At 61.5% G+C, this 23,149-nt stretch carries 19 protein-coding genes; 15 read left to right on the top strand and 4 right to left on the bottom strand.

Annotated elements, in window-relative coordinates:
• Window positions 1-112 precede the first annotated feature (112 nt).
• Together J3456_RS08915 and J3456_RS08910 are read right to left on the bottom strand one after the other, a co-directional pair.
• A complete protein-coding gene (locus J3456_RS08915) occupies window positions 113-2,551 on the bottom strand; it encodes a GcvT family protein (RefSeq protein ID WP_349579841.1) in 2,439 nt (812 codons plus the stop codon).
• A gap of 144 nt (window positions 2,552-2,695) precedes the next feature.
• Entirely contained in the window at window positions 2,696-3,670 is a 975-nt protein-coding gene (locus J3456_RS08910; protein ID WP_349579840.1) for a LysR family transcriptional regulator, read from the bottom strand.
• A gap of 161 nt (window positions 3,671-3,831) precedes the next feature.
• Here J3456_RS08910 and J3456_RS08905 point away from each other — a divergent pair, with 161 nt between their 5' ends.
• The 8 genes from J3456_RS08905 to J3456_RS08870 all read left to right on the top strand — a co-directional run bounded on the left by J3456_RS08905 (window position 3,832) and on the right by J3456_RS08870 (window position 11,894).
• A complete protein-coding gene (locus tag J3456_RS08905) occupies window positions 3,832-4,794 on the top strand; it encodes an ABC transporter substrate-binding protein (protein WP_349579838.1) in 963 nt (320 codons plus the stop codon).
• A gap of 82 nt (window positions 4,795-4,876) precedes the next feature.
• The gene (locus tag J3456_RS08900) at window positions 4,877-5,905 is read left to right on the top strand and encodes an ABC transporter permease (protein WP_349579837.1); all 1,029 of its coding nucleotides are present in this window, start codon (window positions 4,877-4,879) and stop codon (window positions 5,903-5,905) included.
• Window positions 5,892-6,962 (top strand): quaternary amine ABC transporter ATP-binding protein, encoded by a 1,071-nt coding sequence (locus J3456_RS08895; protein WP_349579836.1) that lies wholly within the window; start codon window positions 5,892-5,894, stop codon window positions 6,960-6,962. Before J3456_RS08900 ends, J3456_RS08895 begins: the two co-directional genes overlap by 14 nt.
• 71 nt (window positions 6,963-7,033) lie before the next feature.
• Entirely contained in the window at window positions 7,034-7,795 is a 762-nt protein-coding gene (locus J3456_RS08890) for an electron transfer flavoprotein subunit beta/FixA family protein (RefSeq protein ID WP_349579833.1), read from the top strand.
• Window positions 7,796-7,797: 2 nt separating this feature from the next.
• Window positions 7,798-8,724, top strand: coding sequence for an electron transfer flavoprotein subunit alpha/FixB family protein (locus J3456_RS08885; protein ID WP_349579831.1), 927 nt, complete (start codon window positions 7,798-7,800; stop codon window positions 8,722-8,724).
• Window positions 8,721-9,608, top strand: coding sequence for a bifunctional methylenetetrahydrofolate dehydrogenase/methenyltetrahydrofolate cyclohydrolase FolD (folD, locus tag J3456_RS08880; RefSeq protein ID WP_349579830.1), 888 nt, complete (start codon window positions 8,721-8,723; stop codon window positions 9,606-9,608). Before J3456_RS08885 ends, folD begins: the two co-directional genes overlap by 4 nt.
• Window positions 9,609-9,630: 22 nt before the next feature.
• Window positions 9,631-10,515, top strand: coding sequence for a formyltetrahydrofolate deformylase (purU, locus tag J3456_RS08875; protein ID WP_349579829.1), 885 nt, complete (start codon window positions 9,631-9,633; stop codon window positions 10,513-10,515).
• Between the two features lie 473 nt (window positions 10,516-10,988).
• On the top strand, window positions 10,989-11,894 hold the full coding sequence (locus J3456_RS08870; RefSeq protein WP_349579828.1) for a bestrophin family protein: 906 nt from the start codon (window positions 10,989-10,991) through the stop codon (window positions 11,892-11,894).
• 133 nt (window positions 11,895-12,027) lie between these two features.
• Here the strand turns inward: J3456_RS08870 and J3456_RS08865 are convergent, their stop codons facing one another.
• The gene (locus tag J3456_RS08865; RefSeq protein ID WP_349579827.1) at window positions 12,028-12,891 is read right to left on the bottom strand and encodes a LysR family transcriptional regulator; all 864 of its coding nucleotides are present in this window, start codon (window positions 12,889-12,891) and stop codon (window positions 12,028-12,030) included.
• Between the two features lie 116 nt (window positions 12,892-13,007).
• Here J3456_RS08865 and J3456_RS08860 point away from each other — a divergent pair, with 116 nt between their 5' ends.
• The 5 genes from J3456_RS08860 (at window position 13,008) to J3456_RS08840 (ending at window position 15,980) form a co-directional block, all read left to right on the top strand.
• Complete coding sequence (locus J3456_RS08860; protein WP_349579826.1) at window positions 13,008-13,292, top strand: DUF2218 domain-containing protein; 285 nt, start codon at window positions 13,008-13,010, stop codon at window positions 13,290-13,292.
• 108 nt (window positions 13,293-13,400) lie between these two features.
• Entirely contained in the window at window positions 13,401-13,892 is a 492-nt protein-coding gene (locus J3456_RS08855; RefSeq protein ID WP_349579825.1) for a nuclear transport factor 2 family protein, read from the top strand.
• Window positions 13,893-13,955: 63 nt separating this feature from the next.
• On the top strand, window positions 13,956-14,741 hold the full coding sequence (locus J3456_RS08850) for an NAD(P)H-binding protein (RefSeq protein ID WP_349579823.1): 786 nt from the start codon (window positions 13,956-13,958) through the stop codon (window positions 14,739-14,741).
• Between the two features lie 299 nt (window positions 14,742-15,040).
• The gene (locus tag J3456_RS08845) at window positions 15,041-15,463 is read left to right on the top strand and encodes a ferric reductase-like transmembrane domain-containing protein (protein ID WP_349580031.1); all 423 of its coding nucleotides are present in this window, start codon (window positions 15,041-15,043) and stop codon (window positions 15,461-15,463) included.
• 148 nt (window positions 15,464-15,611) lie between these two features.
• The gene (locus tag J3456_RS08840) at window positions 15,612-15,980 is read left to right on the top strand and encodes a MarR family winged helix-turn-helix transcriptional regulator (RefSeq protein WP_349579822.1); all 369 of its coding nucleotides are present in this window, start codon (window positions 15,612-15,614) and stop codon (window positions 15,978-15,980) included.
• 131 nt (window positions 15,981-16,111) lie between these two features.
• Here the strand turns inward: J3456_RS08840 and J3456_RS08835 are convergent, their stop codons facing one another.
• Window positions 16,112-18,988: a hybrid sensor histidine kinase/response regulator gene (locus J3456_RS08835; protein WP_349579821.1), complete on the bottom strand. Its 2,877-nt coding sequence runs from the start codon at window positions 18,986-18,988 to the stop codon at window positions 16,112-16,114.
• Window positions 18,989-19,413: 425 nt separating this feature from the next.
• On the opposite strand from J3456_RS08835, the gene J3456_RS08830 reads away from it, so the two are divergent.
• Both J3456_RS08830 and J3456_RS08825 read left to right on the top strand, forming a co-directional pair.
• Window positions 19,414-20,544: a metallophosphoesterase family protein gene (locus J3456_RS08830; RefSeq protein ID WP_349579820.1), complete on the top strand. Its 1,131-nt coding sequence runs from the start codon at window positions 19,414-19,416 to the stop codon at window positions 20,542-20,544.
• Window positions 20,541-23,141 (top strand): AAA family ATPase, encoded by a 2,601-nt coding sequence (locus J3456_RS08825; RefSeq protein ID WP_349579819.1) that lies wholly within the window; start codon window positions 20,541-20,543, stop codon window positions 23,139-23,141. Before J3456_RS08830 ends, J3456_RS08825 begins: the two co-directional genes overlap by 4 nt.
• The last annotated feature ends 8 nt before the right edge of the window (window positions 23,142-23,149 follow it).

Here is a 23,149-nt window from a genome sequence, read left to right as displayed (position 1 = left end):
GATCCTCAATCTTAGCTTCGATGTGGGCGGCAGCCGCAAAGGGAGCGGACTGCCGCTGAATGTTTCGTGTGCCAGACCGGGGCCGGATTCGCTTCGGCCCCTGCCAGTCGTGTTATCCGCGCATCAACGCATAGGAAGGATCATAAGGCGAGGGCTCGATGACCTCGGTGCCGACCATTTCCCCATAGAGATCAAGCGGGATTTGCGTGCCGGGCGTGGCCAGCGCCGGATCGACAAAGGCATAGGCGAGGTTCATGCCCACCCGGTGTCCCCAGTCGCCTGAGGTCACAGTGCCGACGACCTTCCCGTCCTGCATCAGTGAGGCGCCGCCATGTGCGGGAGCATGGGTTGCGTCGACCTTGAGCGTGACCAGCTTTTTGCGCGGGCCTTCTTCCATGCGTTTGTGCAGCGCCTCCTTGCCAATGAAATCTGCGGGCTTTTCGGGTTTTACGAAACGGTCCAGCGCGGTTTCGAAAGGGTCGAACTCGGTCAGCAGATCAGCTTTCCAGTGCATGAAACCTTTTTCCAGTCGCATCGCGTCAACCGCCCGGGCACCGAACAGCTTCAGACCATGTGCCTCCCCAGCCTCTCGCAGTGCTAGATAAGCGGCATAGAGCGCATTGTTGGGCACATGAATTTCATAGGCCAACTCGCCTGAGAAGCTCACGCCCAGCACCGTGGCGGGGACAAAGCCGATGAAACATTCGCGCACGCTGAGCCATGGGAAGGCCTCTTTCGACCAATCGCCGCGCGAACAGGCGCTGAGCACGTCGCGCGCCTTTGGCCCGGCGAGCACGAGGATCGTCTGGTCATTTGTCAGGCTGCGGATCTGCACATCCTCGTCGTCGCGCAGATGAAGTTTGAGCCAGTCCATGTCGTGATATTCGCTGGCGGCTGCCGACCCGTACCAGACCCGCTGCGGGCCGCGGTCCGAGGCGGGCAAGTTGGCCACTGTGGCCTCGCCCTTGACCATGCCGTGGTGGTTCAGCAGGTAGCCTAGGCCCACACGTCCGTCACGTTTTGTGACTGCGCCGCAGAACATCCGGTCAAGGAAACTGTGGCGGTCGCTGCCGGTGATCTCAAACCGGTTGAAGCCGTTGACTTCGCAGAGGCCGACATTCTCCTGCACGTTTTTTACTTCCGCCGCGACCACGTCGAATGCCTCGTCGAAGTTAAAGCTGAGGGTCGGGTGGAAATCGGGCGACGGCTTGATGTAGTCGACCCGCTCCCAGCCGTTGACTACGGTAAATTCAGCACCCTCGGCGGCCATGACGGGCGTCAGGGGTGTGGTTTTGGCAGGCCGCGCTGCGGGGCGATGCTCATGCGGGAAGTGGAAGCGGAATTCGTTCTGGTAGTCTTCGATGGCCTTGAGAGCCGTCAGTTCCACATTGGCGTGGCCCGTAAAACGGCGCGGGTCGATGACCCAAGTGTCATACTGCGCCTCGCCATGGACGATCTGCTGGGCCAGCAGCCAACCGTGGCCGCCGCCCTCGCCCAGACCTGCACGCAGGCCGATGATGCAAAAGGCGTTACGCTTGCCGGGGATCGGGCCAACGAGCGGCGCGCCGTCGATGGTATAGGTGATCGGGCCGTTGACGATGGACCGGATGCCGGTTTCAGCGAGCGCGGGCATCCGCTCAAACGCGCCTTCGAGCACGTCCATGACCCGCTCAAGGTCGTCCGGGCAAAGGGCGTTGACGAAGTTGGGGTCGATCCCGTCCATGCCCCACGTCTTGCAGTTCTGCTCATAAAAGCCGACCAGCAGACCGTTCTTTTCTTGGCGGCTGTAGTAGTCCGAGATCGGACAGCGCAGCAGCGGCATACGGTGACCGGCCTCAACAATCGCGGGAATGTCTTCGGTCAGGAAATACTGGTGCTCCATTGAGGCGACGGGGTGGTGCACACCCATCATGCTGCCGACCTCATTCACCCGGTAACCGCAGGCGTTGACCACGATATCGCAGTCGATGTCACCATGTTTAGTGTGAACCGTCCAGGTGTCGTCTTTGTGCTGCGTCAGCGCAGTGACCGGCGTGTTGCGGTAGACCTCGGCCCCGGCCTTGCGGGCGTGGAAAGCCAAGGCCTGACAGAGCTGGGCCGGGTCGATGTCACCGTCGAGCGGATCCCAAAGCCCGCCCAGCAGGTTCTCGGTTGAGATCAGCGGGTGGCGGCGGGCGCATTCTTCGGCGTCGATGACTTCCAGATCAACGTCCATACCGCGCGCCATCGAGGCGAAATGGCGATAGCCCTGCATCTGCGCTTCGGTATTGGCCAACCGGATGCCGCCGTCGGCGTGGTGGTAGTTGATCGGATATTCCGGGTCTTCGGACAAGCGTTTGTAAAGATTTATGGAATGGGTCTTCAGCCCTACCATTGTCTGGTTGCCGCCGAAATTCGTAACCTGCGCCGCGGAATGCCAAGTTGTGCCTGATGTGAGCTCATCACGCTCGACCAAGACGACATCCGTCCAGCCTTCCTGTGTGAGGTGATAAAGCGTCGAGCAGCCAGCGATTCCGCCGCCGATGACTACCACTTTGGTCCGAGATTTCATGGGGTGCGCCTCCGATACATATTGAGATCAGAGGGGCAGAGCGATGGTCAAACAGCAATCCCTGAAGTGGGTGTTCGAAAAAATCGCAAGATAGCTTCGATAACTTGATTGGAACTGCTCAAAGCGGCAAAACACCCTGCCCCCTTAATCAATCAGCCGGAAACTCTCCGCCAACCAAGGCTCATTGGCGTGCAACGGTTCAATCGCATGCTGGCGAATGAGGTCGCGGACCTTAGTGTCGACCAATTCGACGACGGAGCGAGAACAATCTGGCGTGGTCATCAAGGCCAATTTGCGGGAAAATCCCTTGCCCGGGAAACGGTGCATGCGCAGATCGCCATGAAATCGCTTGGCGCGGGAAAACAACAGCGGGGTTGTGATTGTCCAGCCCGCGCTTGCTGCCACCATCGCCATCAGGGTTTGGTTGTTGCTACATTCGAACCGATGCGGGGATGTTACCCCCAAGCGCCGCAGGTGGGTGTCGATCTGCCGGGCGATCATCAGGTTGCCGGAGAACCGCAGGAAAGGCAGCTTTGCCGTGCCCTCCATGATCTGCGTGAGGGACTCCGACGCAAGACGCGGCAGAACGATGATAAAAGGGTCACGCAAAAGCGGGCGCTCTTGCAGATCGCTGATCGATTCCCCCGGCGCGGTGCATATCCCCAGATCAAGCTGGCGGTTGCGCAGCATTCCGATCAGGTCGTGGCTTACCCCGGTGTGATACATGAAATCGCAGGAGGGCATCATCTTCGTCAGCGAGACGGCCAAATAGGGCACGATATCGCTCTCGAAGTCTTCGATCGCACCAATTCTAAGAAAACTCGCATCGGCCACGCTGCCCGCCGATGCCTCCGCCTTGGCCTTGCGAATCGTGCGCAGCGCCTCGTCAATCTTGCGCGAAAAGACCTGCCCTTTAGGCGTCAGAACCATTGGGCGTCGCGCATGGTTGAAGAGCTCTACGCCCAGGTGGTCTTCCAAGCTGCGCAGATGGTGCGACACGGTGCTTACGGTCAATCCAGCATCACGCGCCGCGGCTTGCAGCGAGCCCTCTTTGGCGCAGACCTGAAACAGTTCCAGCGATTTCAAGCTGATATCTCTGGCGGCTTTGGTTCGAGACATGGCGGCGTCCTATTCCTGCTGACCCTGCGTTAACTAATCGTATTTTTTGAAAGTATAAATATCAAATGTTCGCAGGAGGCATTTGGTCTTCTGAGGTTGTCCGAAAACGTGGAAGCCTCAAACCACATAAAAATCCGAAAACGACGCCAACGGGAGACGACATGAGACATCTACTTTTAGCCACCACCTGCACTCTGGGTTTCGCAGGGACGGCCTATGCCCAAGACTGCGGAGAAGTCAGCATCACGCAGATGGACTGGGCCTCGGCCAATGTGGTGACATCGGTCGCCAAATTCCTGATGGAGGAAGGCTACGGTTGCGACGTGACCTTGGTGCCGTCATCAACACCCACAGCTTTGACCGCCGTGGCAGAGACCGGAACGCCGGATATCCTGACCGAGCTTTGGGTCAACACGGCCCCGGCCTATAGTAAAATGGTCGAAGCCGGGAAACTTGTCGAACTGACCGACGTGCTGTCCGACGGCGGCATCGAGGGCTGGTTCGTCCCGCAATATGTGGTCGACGCAAACCCCGAGGCGGCGACGCTTGAGGGCATTCTAGCCAATCCAGAACTCGCGGGCGGACGGTTTGACAACTGCCCCGATGGATGGGCCTGCCGCACGGTCAATGATGCCATGAACAAGGTCATCGACATGGAAGGCAAAGGCATCGAAGTCTTCAACCACGGCTCCGGCGAAACCCTCGCCACCGCGATCGCCTCGGCCTATGCGGATAAGGAACCGTGGTTTGGTTTCTACTGGTCGCCGACCTCGATCCTCGGGAAATACCCGATGGTGCTGGTCGATATGGGCGGCTACGACGAGAATACCCACGCCTGCAACAGCGACAAAGAATGCACTGAGCCCGGCATTTCGGCCTATCCCCGCGCTGCGGTTAAAACGGCGGCCACCACAGATTTCGTGGAACGCGCGCCGGAAGTTGCTGAGCTGATGTCGAACCTGTCTTTCACCAACGACAAAATGAACGCGACCTTGGCATGGATGGAAGACAACAACGCCTCCGCCGAAGAGGCTGCCGTCTACTTTCTGTCGAACAACCCCGACATCTGGGGTGAATGGCTGAACGATGCTGCGCGCGAGAACCTGTCGGCGCTCCTTCAATAACTCATAAGCCCCCTGCCCGGCCCTGCGTCGAAAGAGACGTTTGGGGCCGGGCATCCAAGGCAGCAAAAGGTTTCTCCAAGAAATGTACGAGCAAGTTTTCAATGGATTTGGGCTGCGAGGGTGGTGCGACACAGATGCCGCCACGGGGCCAATGAGCATGGCGCAGTTGCTGCAGAAAAAGAACAGCAACGATGCCGCCGAGACGGGTCCGCTCCTGCCCTTTCCCTCGTTCGACAAGTTGCATGAAGCCTGCAACGCCATCCCGCAATCACGCGATATTACCCTGAACGTCGAACGGGGGTTTCTGGGGATCAAAGACAGTCTGAAGCTTGTTCTCGATCCCCTCACCCAGCCTCTGTCTTGGATGCTCGACGGCGCGCTTTATGTCTTTACCACCGTGCCGTGGTGGGTGCTTGTCCCGCTATTGGTGTGGGCCGCGTGGGGGGCGACGCGCAAGATTGGGGTGACCGTTTTTGTCGCCATCGTCTTTTTGTTCTTCGGCCTGATCGACCATCTGGATGTGGCCCTGCAAACCCTCGCGATTATCTTCGTTTGCACCGGGCTTTGCGTTCTCATAGGCGTCCCTGCTGGTATTTTGATGTCGCGGTCCGACAGGATGCAAAGACTGATGCTGCCCGTGCTGGATATGCTGCAAACTCTTCCGAGTTTCGTCTATCTGATCCCGTTGATCTTTCTTTTCTCGGTGACCGAGCCCAAGCTCTACGGCATCGCGATTATCCTTTACGCGATTGTGCCCGTGATCCGCCTGACTGACCTTGGCATACGGCTGGTGGATCAAGATGTCGTCGAAGCGGCCAATGCCTTTGGCATGACGGACCGGCAAAAGCTCTTTGGCGTGCAGTTGCCACTGGCCCTGCCCAACATCATGGCGGGCGTGAACCAGACCATCATGATGAGCCTCGCCATGGTCGTGATTGCGTCCCTCGTCTCTGCGCCGGGCTTGGGCGTGCTGGTGCTGCGCGGCATCCGAAATCTGGAACTGGGCGTCGGGCTTGTCGCGGGCTTTGGTATCGTGCTGCTGGCGGTGGTCTTGGACCGCTGCTCAAAGGCCGCACTCCTACGCATTGATCCTGCACATGACACAGAGTGAGCGGCAGATGACCCACCCCAAGATCCAAATTCGCAACCTTTACAAGATTTTTGGCGCGTCCCCCGAGCGTGTGCTGCCCTTGGTCAAGGAACAAGGCATCGGCAAACCCGAACTGCTTGCCAAACACGGCCATGTGCTGGGGCTGCGGGACATTAGCATCGACATGCAAGCTGGTGAAATCTCGGTGATTATGGGGCTGTCAGGCTCCGGTAAATCGACGCTGATCCGTCACCTGAACCGGCTCATCGACCCCACTGCGGGTGAAATATTGCTCGATGGTCAGGACGTGATGCAGCTGGACAATGATGCGCTGCGCGCGTTGCGACAGCGCAGCATGTCGATGGTGTTTCAGAAGTTCGCGCTGTTGCCGCATAAGACAGTTCTGGAAAACGCGGCGATGGCGCTGAAAACTCGCGGTGTGGATCAGGAAACCCGCGAGGCGGAGGCGCGCAAATGGCTTGAACGTGTCGATCTCGGTGGGTTTGAAGACCGCTACCCCCGCCAGCTTTCGGGCGGCATGCAGCAACGCGTCGGCATCGCCCGCGCCCTGACGGCGAACACTGACATCATGCTGCTGGACGAGGCTTTCTCGGCTCTTGACCCCCTGATCCGCACCGACATGCAGGACCTGCTGCTGGAGCTGCAAAGGGAGCTTCACAAGACCATCGTTTTCATCACTCACGATCTGGATGAAGCGCTTAAACTTGCGGACCACCTTGTGATCCTCAAGGACGGATCCGTGGTCCAACAAGGTGCGCCGCAGGAGATCGTGATGAACCCGGCGGATCCTTATATCGAAGCCTTCGTGAGCGACATCAACCGCGCCCGTGTCTTGCGGGCCGGTACCATCGCAACGCCAACCCTGCCCGATGACCATTTCTTTGCCGAGGTCGCTTGGGACGACACGCTTGAGACGGTCATTCGCGCTGCCAAAGGGCAGGCAGATGCCACCATCGCCGTGCGCAAAACCGGGCAGCCGCTAGGCAAGATCGAGGTCGGCGAATTGCTGGCAGCACTTATCCCCTATGACGGGGTGAACACCGAAACACATCCCTGAAACGCCCCCGCCGCCGGCAAGGTGATCCAGCCTGCCCGGCGGGCGCAAGAAGCACGAGAAAGAGAGGCCATATGAAGATCATCGTCCCCGTCAAGCGGGTCATCGACTACAACGTAAAAGTGCGCGTCAAGGCAGATGGCAGCGGTGTCGATCTGGCCAACGTCAAAATGTCCATGAACCCCTTCGATGAAATCGCTGTCGAACAAGCCATCCGCCTCAAGGAAAGCGGCGCGGCGTCGGAGGTGGTCGTGGTGTCTATCGGGGTCAAGCAAGCGCAGGAGGTGCTGCGCACGGCGCTGGCGATGGGGGCCGACCGGGCGATCCTGATCTCCGCCGCAGAGGACGTGCACGACGATATTGAACCGCTGACCGTGGCGAAGCTTTTGAAGGCCGTGATTGACAGCGAAGCACCGCAGCTGGTGATCGCTGGGAAGCAGGCGATCGACAACGATATGGGCGCAACCGGTCAGATGCTTGCGGCACTCTTGGGCTGGGGGCAAGCGACCTTTGCCTCTGAACTGACGGTCGCGGATGGACGTGCGCGGGTGACGCGCGAGGTGGATGGCGGGTTGCAAACGATCGAGGTTGATCTGCCTGCCATCGTCACCGCCGATCTGCGCCTGAACGAGCCGCGCTATGCCTCTTTGCCGAATATCATGAAGGCCAAGAAAAAACCGTTGGAGGAAAAGACCGCTGCCGATCTAGGCGTGGATATCACACCGCGCCTCAAGGTTTTGGAAACCGAAGAGCCCGCCGCACGCAAGGCGGGGGTCAAGGTCCACTCGGTCGCGGAACTTGTCGAGAAACTGAAAACCGAAGCGGGAGTGCTGTGACGATGTCCGTTCTACTTATTGCCGAAACCACCGAGGGCGCCCTGGCGCTTGATGCCACCGCCAAAGCCGTCACCGTCCTTGCGCCATTGGGCGAGATCACCCTGCTCGTTCTCGGCGCGCCCGAGGCCGCCGCGCCCGCCGCGCAAATCTCTGGCGTCACAAAGGTGCTGCTGGCCGAGGATGACGCGCTGGCGCATGGGCTGGCTGAACCGGCCGCGGCGCTCGTACAGTCGATCGCGGCGGACTATAGCCATATCGCGGCCCCCGCGACCACCCAATGGCGCAATGTGCTGCCGCGTTTGGCGGCGCTGCTTGATGTTATGATCATTCCAGACGTCATCGAAGTGATCGACGCAGAGACCTTCCGCCGTCCGATCTATGCCGGGAATGCGCTGCAAAAGGTGCAATCCTCTGACCCGATCAAAGTGCTCACCATCCGCACCGCCGGGTTCGACGCTGCCGGTCAAACGCAGGCCCCCGCATCCATCGAAAGCCTCACCGTCGACATCCCAACAGGCCCAAGCCGCTGGATCGAAGACCGGGTAGCGAAATCCGATCGCCCAGAGCTAACCTCGGCTTCCGTCGTTGTCTCAGGCGGACGCGGTGTGGGTTCGGAAGAGGATTTCGCACTGATTTCCGGCTTGGCCGACACGTTGGGCGCGGCTGTTGGGGCGTCGCGTGCGGCGGTCGACAGCGGTTTCGCCCCCAACGACTGGCAGGTCGGCCAAACCGGCAAGGTGGTGGCGCCCGACCTCTATATCGCTTGCGGCATTTCGGGCGCGATCCAGCACCTCGCCGGGATGAAGGACAGCAAGGTGATCGTGGCGATCAACAAAGACGAAGAAGCGCCGATCTTTCAGGTCGCGGACTACGGGCTTGTCGCCAACCTCTTTGAGGCGGTGCCTGAATTGACGGAGCAGTTGGGATGAAAAGGCGCTTAATTGACGGCCGCGCCCGGGCGGCGCGGCTGCGGGCGGAGGTGGCCAGCGCGGTTCAAGAGATGCGCCATCGCGACGGCAGGGTGCCGGGTCTCGCGGTGGTACTGGTCGGGTCCGACCCTGCCAGCGGCATCTATGTGCGCGCCAAAGTGCGTGCCTGCGAGGAGGTCGGTCTGCGCTCTGAATTGCACGACCTGCCCGACCACACAACGGAAGCCGATTTGCTTGCCCTGATCGCCAACCTGAACGACGACCCGTTGACGGACGGTATCCTTGTGCAACTGCCCCTGCCCCCGCAGATTGATCGCGCCCGGGTGCTGGCGGCGATCTCACCCGATAAGGATGTGGACGGCTTCCACCCGATCAACGCCGGCCGCTTGGCAACCGGGCAAGCGGCGCTGGTGCCCTGTACGCCGCAAGGCTGTCTGATGCTGCTTCAAGACGAAATCGGCAGCCTGCGCGGGCTTACCGCCTGTGTGATCGGCTGCTCGTCCATCGTTGGGCGGCCAATGGTTCAACTTTTGCTGCAACAGGACTGCTCGGTTTTGGTGGCGCATAAGTTTACCGCCGATCCCGCCGCGATGGCCCGGCAAGCCGATATTCTGGTCGTCGCCGCAGGGGTGCCGGATTTGGTCCAGCCCGATTGGATCAAACCGGGCGCTGTGGTGATCGACGTCGGCATCAACCGCGTCGCCAAGCCCGACGGCAGCAGCAGCATTGTTGGCGATGTTTCCGACGCAGCCGCAAGTCACGCGGCGGCAATCACACCAGTGCCGGGCGGCGTCGGGCCAATGACGATTGCCTGCCTATTGTCCAATACACTCCAAGCCGCCCGTGCTAATGGACCGAAAAATGCGGCCTCTCATGCTGCATAACTCAATCTCCAAGGACCATCTCATGACCAAATTTTGCCTGACCGTTACCTGTCCCTCCCAACGCGGGATCGTTGCCGCTATTGCAAAATACATTGCCGAGAACGGCTGCAATATCACCGACAGCGCCCAGTTTGACGATCCCGACAACGGCCAGTTCTTCATGCGCGTCAGTGCAGATTCTGAAACCGGCACGTCGATGGAGGAGCTGCGCGAAGGTTTTGCCAAAATCGCCGAGCCCTTCGGTATGGACTATAAGTTTCACGACAAGGACACGACGATGAAGGTCGTGGTCATGGTATCGCGCTTCGGCCATTGCCTGAACGATCTGCTCTACCGTGTGCGCATCGGGGCGCTGCCGATCGAGATCGTGGCCGTGATCTCGAACCACATGGATTACCAAAAAGTCGTTGTGAACCATGACATCCCCTTCCACCACATCAAGGTGACGAAGGAGAACAAGCCCGAGGCCGAGGCCCGGATCATGGAGGTGGTCGAAGACACCGGCGCTGAACTCATCGTGTTGGCCCGCTACATGCAGATTCTGTCTGATGCGATGTGCCAAAAGATGAGCGGTCGGATCATCAATATCCACCATTCCTTCCTGCCCTCCTTCAAAGGCGCGAACCCTTACAAGCAGGCCTATGAGCGTGGCGTAAAGCTGATCGGTGCGACATCGCATTACGTGACGGCCGATCTCGACGAGGGGCCGATTATTGAGCAAGACATCGTCCGGATCACCCAAGCGCAAAGCGCGTCAGACTACGTGTCCCTTGGGCGGGATGTTGAATCCGGCGTCTTGGCCAGAGCGATCCATGCCCATGCGCATCACCGGGTCTTTTTGAATGGCAACAAGACAGTCGTGTTTCCCGCCTCGCCCGGCAGCTACAGTTCAAAGAGGATGGGCTGAGGACGGATTTCGCCACCAACTTTAGCCAAATTGCCAATGCTGTTGACGACCCCGAACCGCATCAACTTCCAGTCGATGGCGAGATTGGATTCCAGATGACAGACGGGTGGCGCCGACATTAAGCGCACCCGGAGCCCGAACATGCGCGGGTAGCTGTCCTCGCTTCTGCCCGATACGGCGTTTTTCTACCGTTCGGCTCTGCCGATCAGCTGGCGGGGAACCCTTTCGGCGTTTCCCCGCCACTGGCCAGCTGCTAACGTCGCGATTGCGTAATCGGCCCGGCGCTTCATCTCGGTGCCACCGCATTTTCACAAACGTCCGCCGTTTCCAGAAGGCCCCGGCCCTGCCCGAATACCTTTCCGCTCACGGAACCCCGCACATCCGTCCGAACTTGACGCTGCTGCTTGATCACCTCGGGAAAGGGTTGCGATGATCTACAAAATCATCGCCTCAGCATTTGAAAGGAAGGCCCGATGATCGTGAGAGACCCGCCAAGCGCGCTGACGCTGTTCTTTGTCATGCAGGGATCGATCGTGCCAAAGATCACCGGCAGAATTGTCGGGGTGGCGCTGCTGACAGCGATTGTGCTGCTGGTGGATCAGCACGTTATCGCATTGCCGCGCATTTCCATCGCCGCCATGGGTATCTTCGGCGTCGCGCTGTCGCTGTTTCTCGGCTTTCGCAACAATGCGGCTTATGACCGGTGGTGGGAGGCTCGCAAGCTCTGGGGTGCGATGATCGCCGATCTTCGGAACTTGGGCCGTCATCTGAGCATCTTCGTCCAAGGGAGCGAGGACCGGGCAGAGATCGTATCTCTCGGCGTGGCATTCAGCCATCTGCACCGGGGCTGCCTGCGAGATGTAGACGTAAGCGCCGAGATATCCGGCTGGATCGGCGAAACGCAAGCGAAGGCCCTCACCGCGCAGGCCAACCCGGCAGATGCGGCTCTCAGAACGATGGCTGATCGGATCAGGGCGCTTGCTGAAAGCGGGGCCATCAATGGCTTCGGGCAGATGACCATTTCCGACACGCTCTCCTCACTGGCGCGATCGCAAGCCGGGTGCGAACGCATCGCCACGACGCCGCTGCCGTTCGTCTACTCGCTCATGGTGCGGCGCACGACATATCTCTATTGCTGGTTGCTGCCCTTCGCACTTATCGAGGCGACAAGCTGGTTCGCCCCGGTCTTCGCGGCAGTGGTCGCCTATGTGTTCTTTGGCCTTCAAGCCGTTACCAATGAATTGGAACATCCGTTTCGCAACGTCCAGAACGGCCTGCCCCTCGACGCGATGTGTCGTGTGATCGAGATCTCAGCCTGTGAAGCCTTGGGCCGAGAGGCGCCCCCGATGCGAACCTTGGAAAACTATGTGCTGACATGAGCCACTGGAATGCGGCTTTCGGCGCGACTTCGTTCAGCAAAAGGCTCATCTGGCCGCGCCATCAGATAATCTAAAGCGGCGTGGAAGGCTGGTGCCCCTTTCATGCGGGGCCAAATGGCCGATCGCCAGCGCCCTATTGATCGAGCTCTTTTGCCAAAAACCGCACGAACAGAAGCGTGAGGTTCTCGCGGCGCGAAGTGTCTGGCCAGACGGCGAAAATTCCCAGCGGTTTCAACCGCCAATTCGGGAACAGGCGTATCAGCTTACCTTCGGCCTCTCCCCGGTCGGCGAGATGCTCAGGCATGACTGTGGCGCCAAGGTTCTTACAGGCAAAATGGTAGAGGGCATCCACGCTGTCCACTTCGAGCCGGGCTTGGCCCAGAACTTTCGCCTCTTCCCCACCAGGGCCGCTAAGACGGGTATATTCAGAGCGATGCCGGTAGCGCACCCAGTCCCAGTCTTCCAAATCGGAAGGATGTTCGGGGGGCGGGCGCGTTGCGGCATAGTCGCTGCCGACCACCAAGGCGCGCGCGCTTTCGCCCAGCTTGCGCGACATCATCGCACTGTCGTCGAGCCAGCCCGCGCGGATATTCACGTCAAAACCATCGTTGATAAGGTCCATCCTCTGATCCGAGAAGGCCAGCGACAGAGCGACTTGCGGATGAAGCCGTGAAAATTCGGCGATCGCAGTCGACAGGGCCGAGGACGACATGAACGCAGGCATCGAAACCCTGAGCGCGCCCACCGGCTCCAACGAAAGGGCATTGAGGTCATTCAACCCGCTTTCGGCGCTCCGCAGCATGTCGGCCACACGGGCGTAGAACATGCGCCCCTCGTTGCTGAGCGCGATCTTGCGGGTCGTGCGATAAAGCAGCGTCACCCCGAGGAAATCTTCGAGTTCCGAAACGGTTTCACTCACCCGCGAAGGTGCGACGCCTATGGCTTTCGCCGCGGCCCGGAACGAGCCTTCGTCCACCACCCGCGCAAAAATGGCCATATGCTTTAGATGATCGATAATTGTTCGGCCTGCCGGAACTATCACTTCTGAATTCAGTGAATACCCCGATCAATGCGACGGGGATAGATGTTCCTTGCAACACGAGGAACACCGCCATGAAAGCGACCACCCATCTCAACACCGAAAGCGCGGAGCGTTATCTGGGCACGCTCTGCAAACATTTCGGCCACAAGGTGCCCGTCACTCACACGGGTCAAGATGGCCATATCGAACTGCCTTTCGGGGCGTGTGAACTGGCCGCGTCAGAGAGCAGGTTGTCACTGAGCGCAACCGCCGATGACCGGGCGAAGCTCGATAAGGTCGTGCAGGTCATTACCAGCCACCTTGAGCGTTTTGCCTTCCGTGAGGACCCCAAACTCACTTGGGACTACGCCGCCTGAAAGCTGAGCTGGCCCGAGCACACCCCCGGTGCCGCACAGAGTGGCGCCGGAAATCTCGAACTTAACCAAGGCCCCCATTCGTTCGGGGCACCCGATATGGAGCGACAAATGAAACGCAGAACCCTTCTCAAAACCTCGCTCGGCGCATCGCTGGCGATCATTCTCGGACAACACGCAGGAGCACAGGACATGGACGCAACCACAGAAGAGAGCTTTTACACCGTAATGGCCTTCATGGGCGCGATGGGGTCAGGAGATATGGAGAAAATGGGCGCCCTGATGGCCGACGATATGGTCTGGCACAACGAGGGCGACGAGAACTTGCCGTGGATCGGTGAGGCACGCGGCAAGGAGGCGGTCTTCGATTTCCTTGGCGTCTTTGGCCAGAATTTTCAGACAACCGCTTGGGAAAACACAGATGCCTTTGCCGCAGGCGACACCGTTGCCGTCTTTGGTAAGATGAGCGGCATCACGACAAATTCCGGCAAAGAGACGGGGCCCTTCACCTTTGCCCTGCGCCCCAAGGTCCGCGATGGTCAGGTGGTGTTGTGGCACTGGTTCGAAGACAGCTTCGCCGTCAGCCAAGCATACCACGGCTAATATTCGCGAATTGGCATGGCCCGTCGGGCCGTGCCACACCGTACCAAGTCAAAGGAGAGCCCGATGCGCTATGCCGTCACCGCCGTTTCAGGACAACTTGGTCAGGAAATCGCGCGTAAACTCATTGAACGAACAGATCGATCGTCGGTCATCGGTCTTGCCCGGACACCCGGCAATGTCACTGGCTTGGGAATTGAGGTGCGCCCCGGCGACTATGACACGCCGGACGACCTTCGGATGTCCCTTGCAGGCGTCGATGCACTTGTTCTCGTCTCCGGCATGGCCCCGCCCGAAGACCGCATCGGCCAGCATCGCAATGTGATTGAGGCGGCCAAGGCCGCAGGCGTGCGCAAGATCGTCTACACCAGCATTCAGGGCCCCGAGGTCGGGACTGCCTTTTCGCCCGTCGTGCAGAGCAATCGCCAGACCGAGGCCGACATCCGCGCCAGCGGTCTGGACTGGGCCATTGGTCGCAACGGCATCTACATCGAGCCTGACGTTGAATATATCGACACCTACCGCGCCAAGGGCGAGATCGCCAACAGCGCGGGGAACGGGAAATGCGGGTACACGACGCGCTCAGAATTGGCCCATGCCTATGCCGCTCTGCTGACCCGGGACGATCTGCACGGCCAAACCTTTGATCTGAACGGCACCCCGATCACTCAGGCCCAGCTGACGGAATACATTAACGCCACTTACGGCACCCAAGTGGCCTATCGCAGCATGTCTGCCGAAGACTATGTCGCTGACCGCACCGCCGAACTTGGCGATTTCATCGGCCCGATTATCGGCGGCATTTACGACGGTATCCGTCGCGGCGCCTTTGATACCCCCGGCAATTATTAAGCAGCCACCGGACGCCCACATCAAAGCTGGGAAGACTATTTTTCTTCGCTCGCACGCTGAATTCGACAGAAACGCGGGGCCTGCCGCGTAAAACAACACACTTCTCGGAGATATCTGCACGCTGAAATCCATCTGGGATCACCCCTTCACCCTCTGAGCGCTGTTGAGACTACCCGCCATTCCAATGACCCTCGGGCTCACCTCTGGCGGACCAGACGCAATCAGCAGCCTACTGCACCCCACTGGGGAGTTTGCCGCGCGGTTCATCATTATCGCCATGATGATCACCCCCGCTGTTGATGCTCTTTCGCGATGCAAGCTGGCCGCGCTGGTTGATGAAGCGTCGCCGCTATCTTGGCGTGGCCGCATTCTTCTACGCGCTGGCCGATACGGTGCTTTATCACCTTGATAGAGGTGCCATAGCCTTCATTGGGGGCGAGGTATCAAGGCTGTACATCCGGACCGGCTGGATCGCTTTTCTGATCTTTGTGCCACTGGCCGTTACCTCGACAGATGCATGGGTGCGCCGCCTTGGGCGGTCGTGGAAAAAGCTACGGCAGTTTGTCTATGGTGCGGCTGTGCTGACGCTCGTCCACTGGGCAGCGCTGCACGATTGGGGCGGCGTTGAGGCGGCTCTGGTGCATTTGGCGCCTCTGGCCGTTCTTGAGGTGTACCGCCTGTGGTCACCCCAACAACGCCGCCGCCAGCGCGCGTTGATGTGACTCCGGCGCCGTCGCCCCCCCCCTGCCACCCGACGCTTCGAACCATCCGAACCGTTCGGCTCCGAGTTTCGCACTGCGCGCCCCTTCAAAACCGACCTCTGGATGGCGCGGCAGATCGTGTGGCAGGGTTTCGAGGTTTGGGCGCCCTATGCGGCTCCATGCACCACGCATAGTCCAGAATCTGCGTTCTTTTCAGACTGAGAATATCGCAGCCGAGATTTCCAAGGTCACGGGGTACGACAAGAGCCTTACGTCGCGCATCATCCGAAATCTGATCAGCAAGGGCCTGATCCAGCGCGAGAATTCCGGGGTCGATCCCCGTGTCTTCTTTCTCTCCACCACCACCCGAGGCAAGGAAGTGCGTCTCACCGCGCGGCGGGTTTCCGACAACCTTGGTACGGTCCTGACAGACCCGCTTTCAACCGAAGATCTGCAGCAGTTGGATGATATCCTCGCTTGGTTGGGGCGGTGGGTGACCTCTGGTGATTTCCAAGCTGCGTTGACTGAAAGAGTCTAGCCCAGCACAGGGGGCGGAATATGCGCAAAGTAGGCGCCGTCAGCCCGGTCGATCGCCCCTTGGCAAACCTCCTGTGCTCGCGACAGCGACGCCCCGCGGGCCGCGATGTCCCGCGCGCGGGCAACGCTCAGTCAAAATGCTGTGGACGTTTCCGTCTGTGGCAGAATGCCCAAGCTTGCAAAGGCACGTTCCAGATCGCGGTCACCGAAAGGTTTCTGAACCACGGCACAGCGGCCCAAAGCCGCGGCGGAGGGCACTTCCGCTTGGCCGGTGGCAAAGATGATGGGCATATCGGGATGCTGCGCGCGCACGCGGGTCGCGACCTCCTCGCCCGAAATATCCGGCAGGCCCACGTCGATCAGCAGCGCGTCGTATTGCCCCGCTTGCAGCCTGTCCAATGTCTCCTGACCCGAAGCAGTTTCGGTGACCTCGGTGCCGAGCCCGCTAAGGATATCCGCCAGATCGAGCCGGATCAGCGCGTCGTCTTCGCAGAGCAAAACATGACGGGGCCGATCTGGCTGTTCTTGGACTGAGTCAGTCTTTGTTTTTGCAGCGGGGGCCGAGGACAGCGCGTCGCGTACCTTGATCGCCAAAGCGTCTTTGGTGAAGGGTTTTGCGAGGAACTTCACCCCGGCATCCACCCGGCCATCGCGCACGATCGCATCGCGTGAATAGCCCGAGATGAAGAGGATCGGCAGGTCGGGCCGCTCGGCCTGAAGGGTTTCGGCCATGTCGCGGCTGCTCAGTTCTCCGGGCATGACCACGTCCGAGACCAAAAGATCGAATTCCGGCGCTTGCCGCGCAGCTTCGAGGGCGGTGGCGGGGTCTTCTGCGGTGCGTACACGGTAGCCCAGATCCGACAGCAAGGCGGCGGTGGCGTCGCGCACCTCGGCGTCGTCTTCGACCAGCAGCACGGTCTCGTTCCCGCCCGCGATGTCTGAGGGGTCATGCCACTGCAAAGGCTCCGCCGCCGTCTCAGCGCGCGGCAGCAAAAGCGTCACCGTCGTGCCCGCGCCGGGATGGCTGGCGATGGTGGCCCGCCCGCCCGATTGTCGCGCGAAGCCATAAACCGTGGAGAGCCCAAGCCCGGTGCCTTTACCCACCGGTTTGGTGGTAAAGAACGGATCGAACACTTTGGCCAGCGTATCCGCCGGGATGCCGGGCCCGTGGTCGATGACTTTCACCTCAAGATAGTCGCCCGCCACCATGTCAGACTCGCCAAGCAGCTCTTCGGGGCCGATATGCCGGTTCTCGACCGCGATTTTCAACTTGCCGCGCCCCTCCATCGCGTCGCGCGCGTTGATGACGAGGTTTAGCACGGCGTTCTGGGTGCTTGCCGCATCGGCGTAGGCTGGCCACAGGGCATCGGGCGCGTCGAGTTCGACCTCCATCCCCTCGCCCAAGGCGCTGCGCATGATGTCGTCGATATCACTGAGCAGATCGCGCAGGTCGATCGAGCGCGGCTGCAATGGTTGACGGCGGCTGAACGCAAGCAGTTGCGAGGACAGCGACGCGCCGCGCTTCACCGCCCGCATGGCCGCATCGATCCGCACCCGCGCCGGGGAATCGGCCGCTATTTCGCGCGCGGCCATGGTCAGGCTGCCGGTCATCACTTGCAGCAGGTTGTTGAAATCATGGGCAACCCCGCCCGCAAGATTGCCGACCGCCTCGACCCGCTGGCTTTGGGCCAACCGGTCGTGAAGCTCTTCCAACTCGCGGTTGCGTTTCTCCACACGCTCTTCCAACGTCGTGTTCAGATCGGCCAGTTGGCGGGACAGTTCTTTCTGCTCGTGAATTTCGGAATTCGTGCCGACCCAGCGCATCACCGCGCCTTGGTCATCTCTGGTCGGCACGGCCCGCACCAAGTGCCAGCAATAGGCGCCATCGGCCCGTCGCAGGCGGAATTCGCTCTCATAAACCGCCCCGGTTTCCACCGCCTTTGCCCAAGTGGCAATCGCTTCGGCGCGGTCGTCGGGGTGAATGATCACGGGCCAAGCATCCCCGACCAGACTGCCCGGCGCCGCGCCCGAAAAAGCATAGATCTGATCGCTGACCCAATCCAAACGCCCATCGGCGGTGGCCGTCCAGACATGGACTGGCATGGTGTGCGCCATGGTGCGGAACCGTTCCTCCGCCTCGCGCAGCTTGGTTTCGGCAAGCTTATGCGCGGTGACATCATTGCCTTGGATCACGATGCCGATGGTCTCTCCCCGCACGTTGTCGAGCGGTTGAAACACGAAATCGACGACGACCCGTTCAGTCGGACCTCCGGGGCTGCGTTGCACCCATGCCTCGGCCCCCTGTTGGCTCACGGCTTCGCCGGTGCGATAGACCTCGTCCAGCATTTCGAAAAAGCCTTGCCCCGCGATCTCGGGCAAAGCCTCGCGCGCGGGTTTGCCAATAAGGTCCCGCTGACCAACCATTCGTAAATAGGCGGCGTTGACCGTGCGAAAGACGTGGTTCGGCCCCATGAGGGTGACCATGAAATTCGGTGCCTGTTCAAAGATCAACTTGAAAAGGCTGATCCCGGTATCAAGTTCCAGATTTTGCTGCGTCACCTCATGGGCACGGCGCAGCACGGCGGCTTGGGCCGAGCCTGCACGCCCCTCCCCCGGGGCTTCGGCGGTATAGACCTCGGTGATGTCCTGCGTGTGCTGCAAAATGAACTCGACCTCGCCATCCGCACCTAGGATCGGCGTATGGGTCGCGCTCCAATAACGGTCTTCGGTTTTGCCCTCGGCACTGGCGATTGGATAGGGGATGACCGGCAGGTGATCGGTGGTGCCATCGCGGAACACCCGTGCGAAAGACGCGCGCAGCATGCGGCCCGACTCGCTTTCGGGGTCAGATGGAAATTCCTCGAACAGGTCTTTCCCGATAAGCCCCTCTAACTGGCGGTCGGTCACCTGTAGATAGGCATCATTCGCCCAGACCACCCGAAGTTCACTGTCCAACAACACGAAGGGCGACGGCGCGGCCTGAAGGATTCTTTCAAAGTCATGGGTCATCGTGTGTTGATCTTCTTATCTATTGGAACGTGCGGTTCAGCAGCCTCAGCCGCGCATTCAATCTTGATTTGAGGTGTCAGGCAAGGACGGTTGCAGCGCCCTGCCCTGCGGCTACCCTGGCTTGGCCCGCTACGGCAGGGAGGTTTTCGGAGGCTGCTCTAGAGTTCATCGTATCCCGGAAGTTTTGGGTTTGGGCGGCGGGCGCCGCTGCGTCTCAGCCGCGCGTCACGCATATGTAGCCCGCAATCCCTGCAGAACCAGAACCTCGCGCAGATTCTGCAACGTCTTGCACTCTGCGCTGAGTTTGCGATGAATGGAGCCGCTGCGCGTATCTGGCTCAACGGGCCGCGCAGCCGATCAACCATTGCCCTTTTTTCTCATTTCCACCCACGTGCCCCTTTCTCAAAGCCATTCAGGACCACCGCATGACATTCCGCTTCATCCACGCGTCTGACCTGCATATCGGGCGCAAGTTCGCCAATATCCCACAAGCGGCGGATGGCAACATCCGGGGGCGTCTGATGGAAGCGCGGCATGGGGCCATCGCCAAACTTGCCCAAGCCGCGCGGGATCACGGGGCGGCGCATGTCCTCGTGGCGGGCGATACATTCGACACTGCGACACCCTCGCCCGCCGTGCTGCGGCAGGCCCTGACCGCCATGGGCGAGGCGGCAGAGGTGACATGGTGGATCCTGCCCGGCAACCACGACAATCTGCGCGATGCCGAACCCCTGTGGGAAATGATCCACCGCGATGCCCCCGCCAATCTGCGCGCCCTCACCGATGCTGCCCCGGTTGAGATTACCACAGGCACCAGCCTGTTGCCCTGCCCCGTGGCCTTTCGCGCGGGCGCCAGCGATCCAAGCGCCCCTTTGGACAAGATGCAAAGCCCCGAGGGGCATCTGCGCATCGGCCTCGCCCACGGCGGCGTCACCGATTTCACCGACAGCGGAGAGGCGATTGCGCCCGACCGGGATCAGCGCGCGGGGTTGGACTATCTCGCCCTTGGCGATTGGCACGGGCGGATGGCCGTTTCAGACCGGGTCCAATACTGCGGCACGCCGGAGCAGGATCGTTTCAAACACGGGCGTCGCGGCGTCTGTCTTGCGGTTGAGGTCGCAGGCCCCGGCGCTACCCCCAAGGTGGATGAGATCGAAACCGGCAGCTTCCTATGGTCCGAGGCGGAGCTTACGCTTCACCCCCGCCAAGACGCGGCGGCGGCTTTGCAGGCCCTGCTGCCCGCTGCGGGCCGCCGGGATCACCTGCTGCGCGTCAAAGCAGGGGGCTGGGCGGGCCTTCCCGATCGCGCAGCGCTTGCCCGCGCGGCCGAGGCCTGCGCCCCCGATTTCGCGCATTTCGAACTGGTGACCGAAGGTTTGGGCACGCAATATGAGGCCGCAGACCTTGATGAGATCGACCGCGGCGGTGCCCTGCGCATGGCGGCGGAAACCTTGGTGAGCGAGGCACAATCCGACACCCTGCCCCAGTCCGAGCGTGACGTGGCCGCCGATGCCCTCGCCCGGCTTCATGCCTATGTGCAGGGGGCGAAAGCATGAAAATCCGCGCCATCACACTCAACAACGTCCGCCGCTTCACCGACCCCGCGCAGGTGACCGGAATAGGCGACGGGATCAATGTCTTAAGCGAGCCGAACGAGAACGGCAAATCCACGCTGTTCGACGCGATACAGGCGCTGTTCTTCAAACCCTTCGGCTCCCGCGACAAAGAGGTCGCCGCCCTGCGCCCCCATGCGGGCGGCGCGCCGGAGGTCACCATCGAGGTCGAAACCGACGAGGGGCGCTTTGCCGTTCACAAGCGGTGGTTCCAAAAGCCCCTTGCCACCGTGCACCGCGATGGCAGGCTGATCGCACAGTCGGATGAGGCCGAGGCATGGATCGCGCAGCTTTTGGGCGGGGATGCGGGCGGGCCGTCGGGGCTGATCTGGGTCCGTCAGGGCATGACCGCGCTGACCGGCGGCTCCACCAAAGAAGAAAAGCTCGCACTGGAGGCGCGGCGTGATCTGATGACCTCGGTCGGCGCCGAGGTCGAAGCGATGACCGGCGGGCGGCGCATGGACAAGGCGCTGGCACAATGCCGCGACGAGCTTGCCCAATATGCCACCGGCACCGGACGCCCGCGCACCGGCGGACCGTGGAAAGAGGCCCAAGATCAAGTGGCGGCGCTGACGGCCACGCGCGACCAACTGGCGGCCACCGCGCGAGAGTTGCAGGACGCCTTGGCCGAGCGTCAGCGGGCACGGCGGGCCTTGGCCGACCTCGAAGCGCCCGAGGTGGTCGAAGAACGCCGCCAAAAGCTTGAGGCCGCCCGCGCCGCCCATGCCGCCGCCACCCGCCACGCGGAAGAGCTGGAAACCCTTGCCCGGGCCGTGGACCTCGCGCGTCTCACGGCTGAAAGCGCCACATCGCGGCTCGACAGCTACCGCGCCGGAGAGGTCGAGCAAAAGGCCGCCCGCGCCGCCGAAGCCACAGCCCGCAAAGCCGCAGAGGCCGCCCGCAGCACCCTATCTGAACGCCGCGCCGCGCTTGACACCGCAGAGGCCGCCGCCACAGAGGCCCGCGCCGCCCTCAAAACCGCCGAGGACCAACACCGCCAAGCCCTGCGGGCGCGCGCCGCGCGGGACGGCGCAGACCGTCGCCGCGCGCTTGAGGATCGCATCAAAGAGGCCGAAGAGGCCCGCCGCCGGATGGAGACCGCCGGTGCCGCCGCCCAATCCGGCCCGGACGCCGCCACGATGCAACGGCTTGAAACCCTCTCTGCCGAACTCTCCGCCAGCCGCGCCGCCCGCGATGCCGCGGCCCCCCAAGTGATTGTCCGCTACGCCCCCGGCCAATCGGGCAGCATCCATAGCGACAGCGGGCCGTTGGCGGAGGGCACCGCCCTGCCGCTTCCGCGCAGCACCACCCTGCGGATCGACGGTATCGGCAGCTTAGAAATCCACCCGGGCGCGGAGGGTGCAGAGGACGGCACAGTCGAAACCGCCGCCGCCAGCCTGCAAGCCGCGCTCGACCAGATTGGCGCGGCTGATCTGGCCGGGGCCCGCGCCGCCGCCGCGGCCCGTGTGGAAGCCGCTGCGCGTCAGGGAGAGGCCAAGGCCGTTCTCAACAGCCTCGCCCCTGAGGGGATCGACGCGCTGCACCAAGCCCTCGCCGCCATTCCGGCCTCGGAGGAGGTTTCCGAGGCGCCCGATCTTGCGCAGGCCGATGGTACCCTCGAAACTGCGCAGGCCGAGCATGAGACGTGCCGGATCGCGCGTGAGACGGCAGCCGAGGCGCTGGCCGATGCCAAGGCCGATGCCGCGGTCAAAGACGCGCAGCTCGCCTCGCTCAGCGACCGGCTGCAGCGCGCCGAGGCGCAGCAGGCCAAGCTGGGCGATGTCACGGAAGACGCGCTTGCCAGTCAAGCCGCCAGCACCGCCGCCGCGCTGGAGGCCGCACGCCTCACCCACGCCGAAAAAGCCAAGGATGCGCCGGATGCGGCCAGCCTTCGGGCCGCCCTCACCCGCGCGGAATCGGTTGAGGCGCAAGCCCGAGAGGAAGTCGCCCGCCTGCGTCCCCTGCTGGCGCGGCTCAGCGAACGCATCACCCGCGCCTCTGGCGACGCGGTGGAGGAACGGCTCGGCGAGACCGAAGACCAATTGCAGGCCGCCGAAGAGACCCTCGCGCGGATCGCCCATGAGGTTGCGGTGCTCACCCGGCTGGAAGGCGCTTTGCAAGACGCGCGGAACGAGGCGCGAGAGCGGTATTTCACCCCCATCGTCAAAGAACTCAAACCACTGCTGCAACTCCTTTGGCCCGATGCGGAGCTGACATGGGGCGAGGAATCGCTGCTGCCCCATGCGCTGATCCGCGATGGTCGCGAGGAGCCGATCGACGTCCTTTCAGGCGGCACGCAGGAACAGGTGGCGCTTTTGGTGCGGCTGGCCTTTGCGCGGATGCTGGCCCGCGCGGGACGCATCGCGCCGGTGATCTTGGACGACGCGCTGGTCTTTACCGATGACGACCGGATCGAGCGGATGTTCGACGCGCTGCACCGGCAGGCCAGCGATATGCAGATCATCGTTCTGACCTGCCGCCAACGCGCCTTTCGTGCCCTTGGCGGACAGGCTTTGCGGCTGCAAACGGTGGACCCCTAGAAATAAGC

The sequence above is a fragment of the Sulfitobacter sp. NFXS29 genome, assembly GCF_040148765.1.
Lineage (GTDB): Bacteria > Pseudomonadota > Alphaproteobacteria > Rhodobacterales > Rhodobacteraceae > Sulfitobacter.
This window is presented reverse-complemented; position numbering and strand designations above follow the sequence as displayed.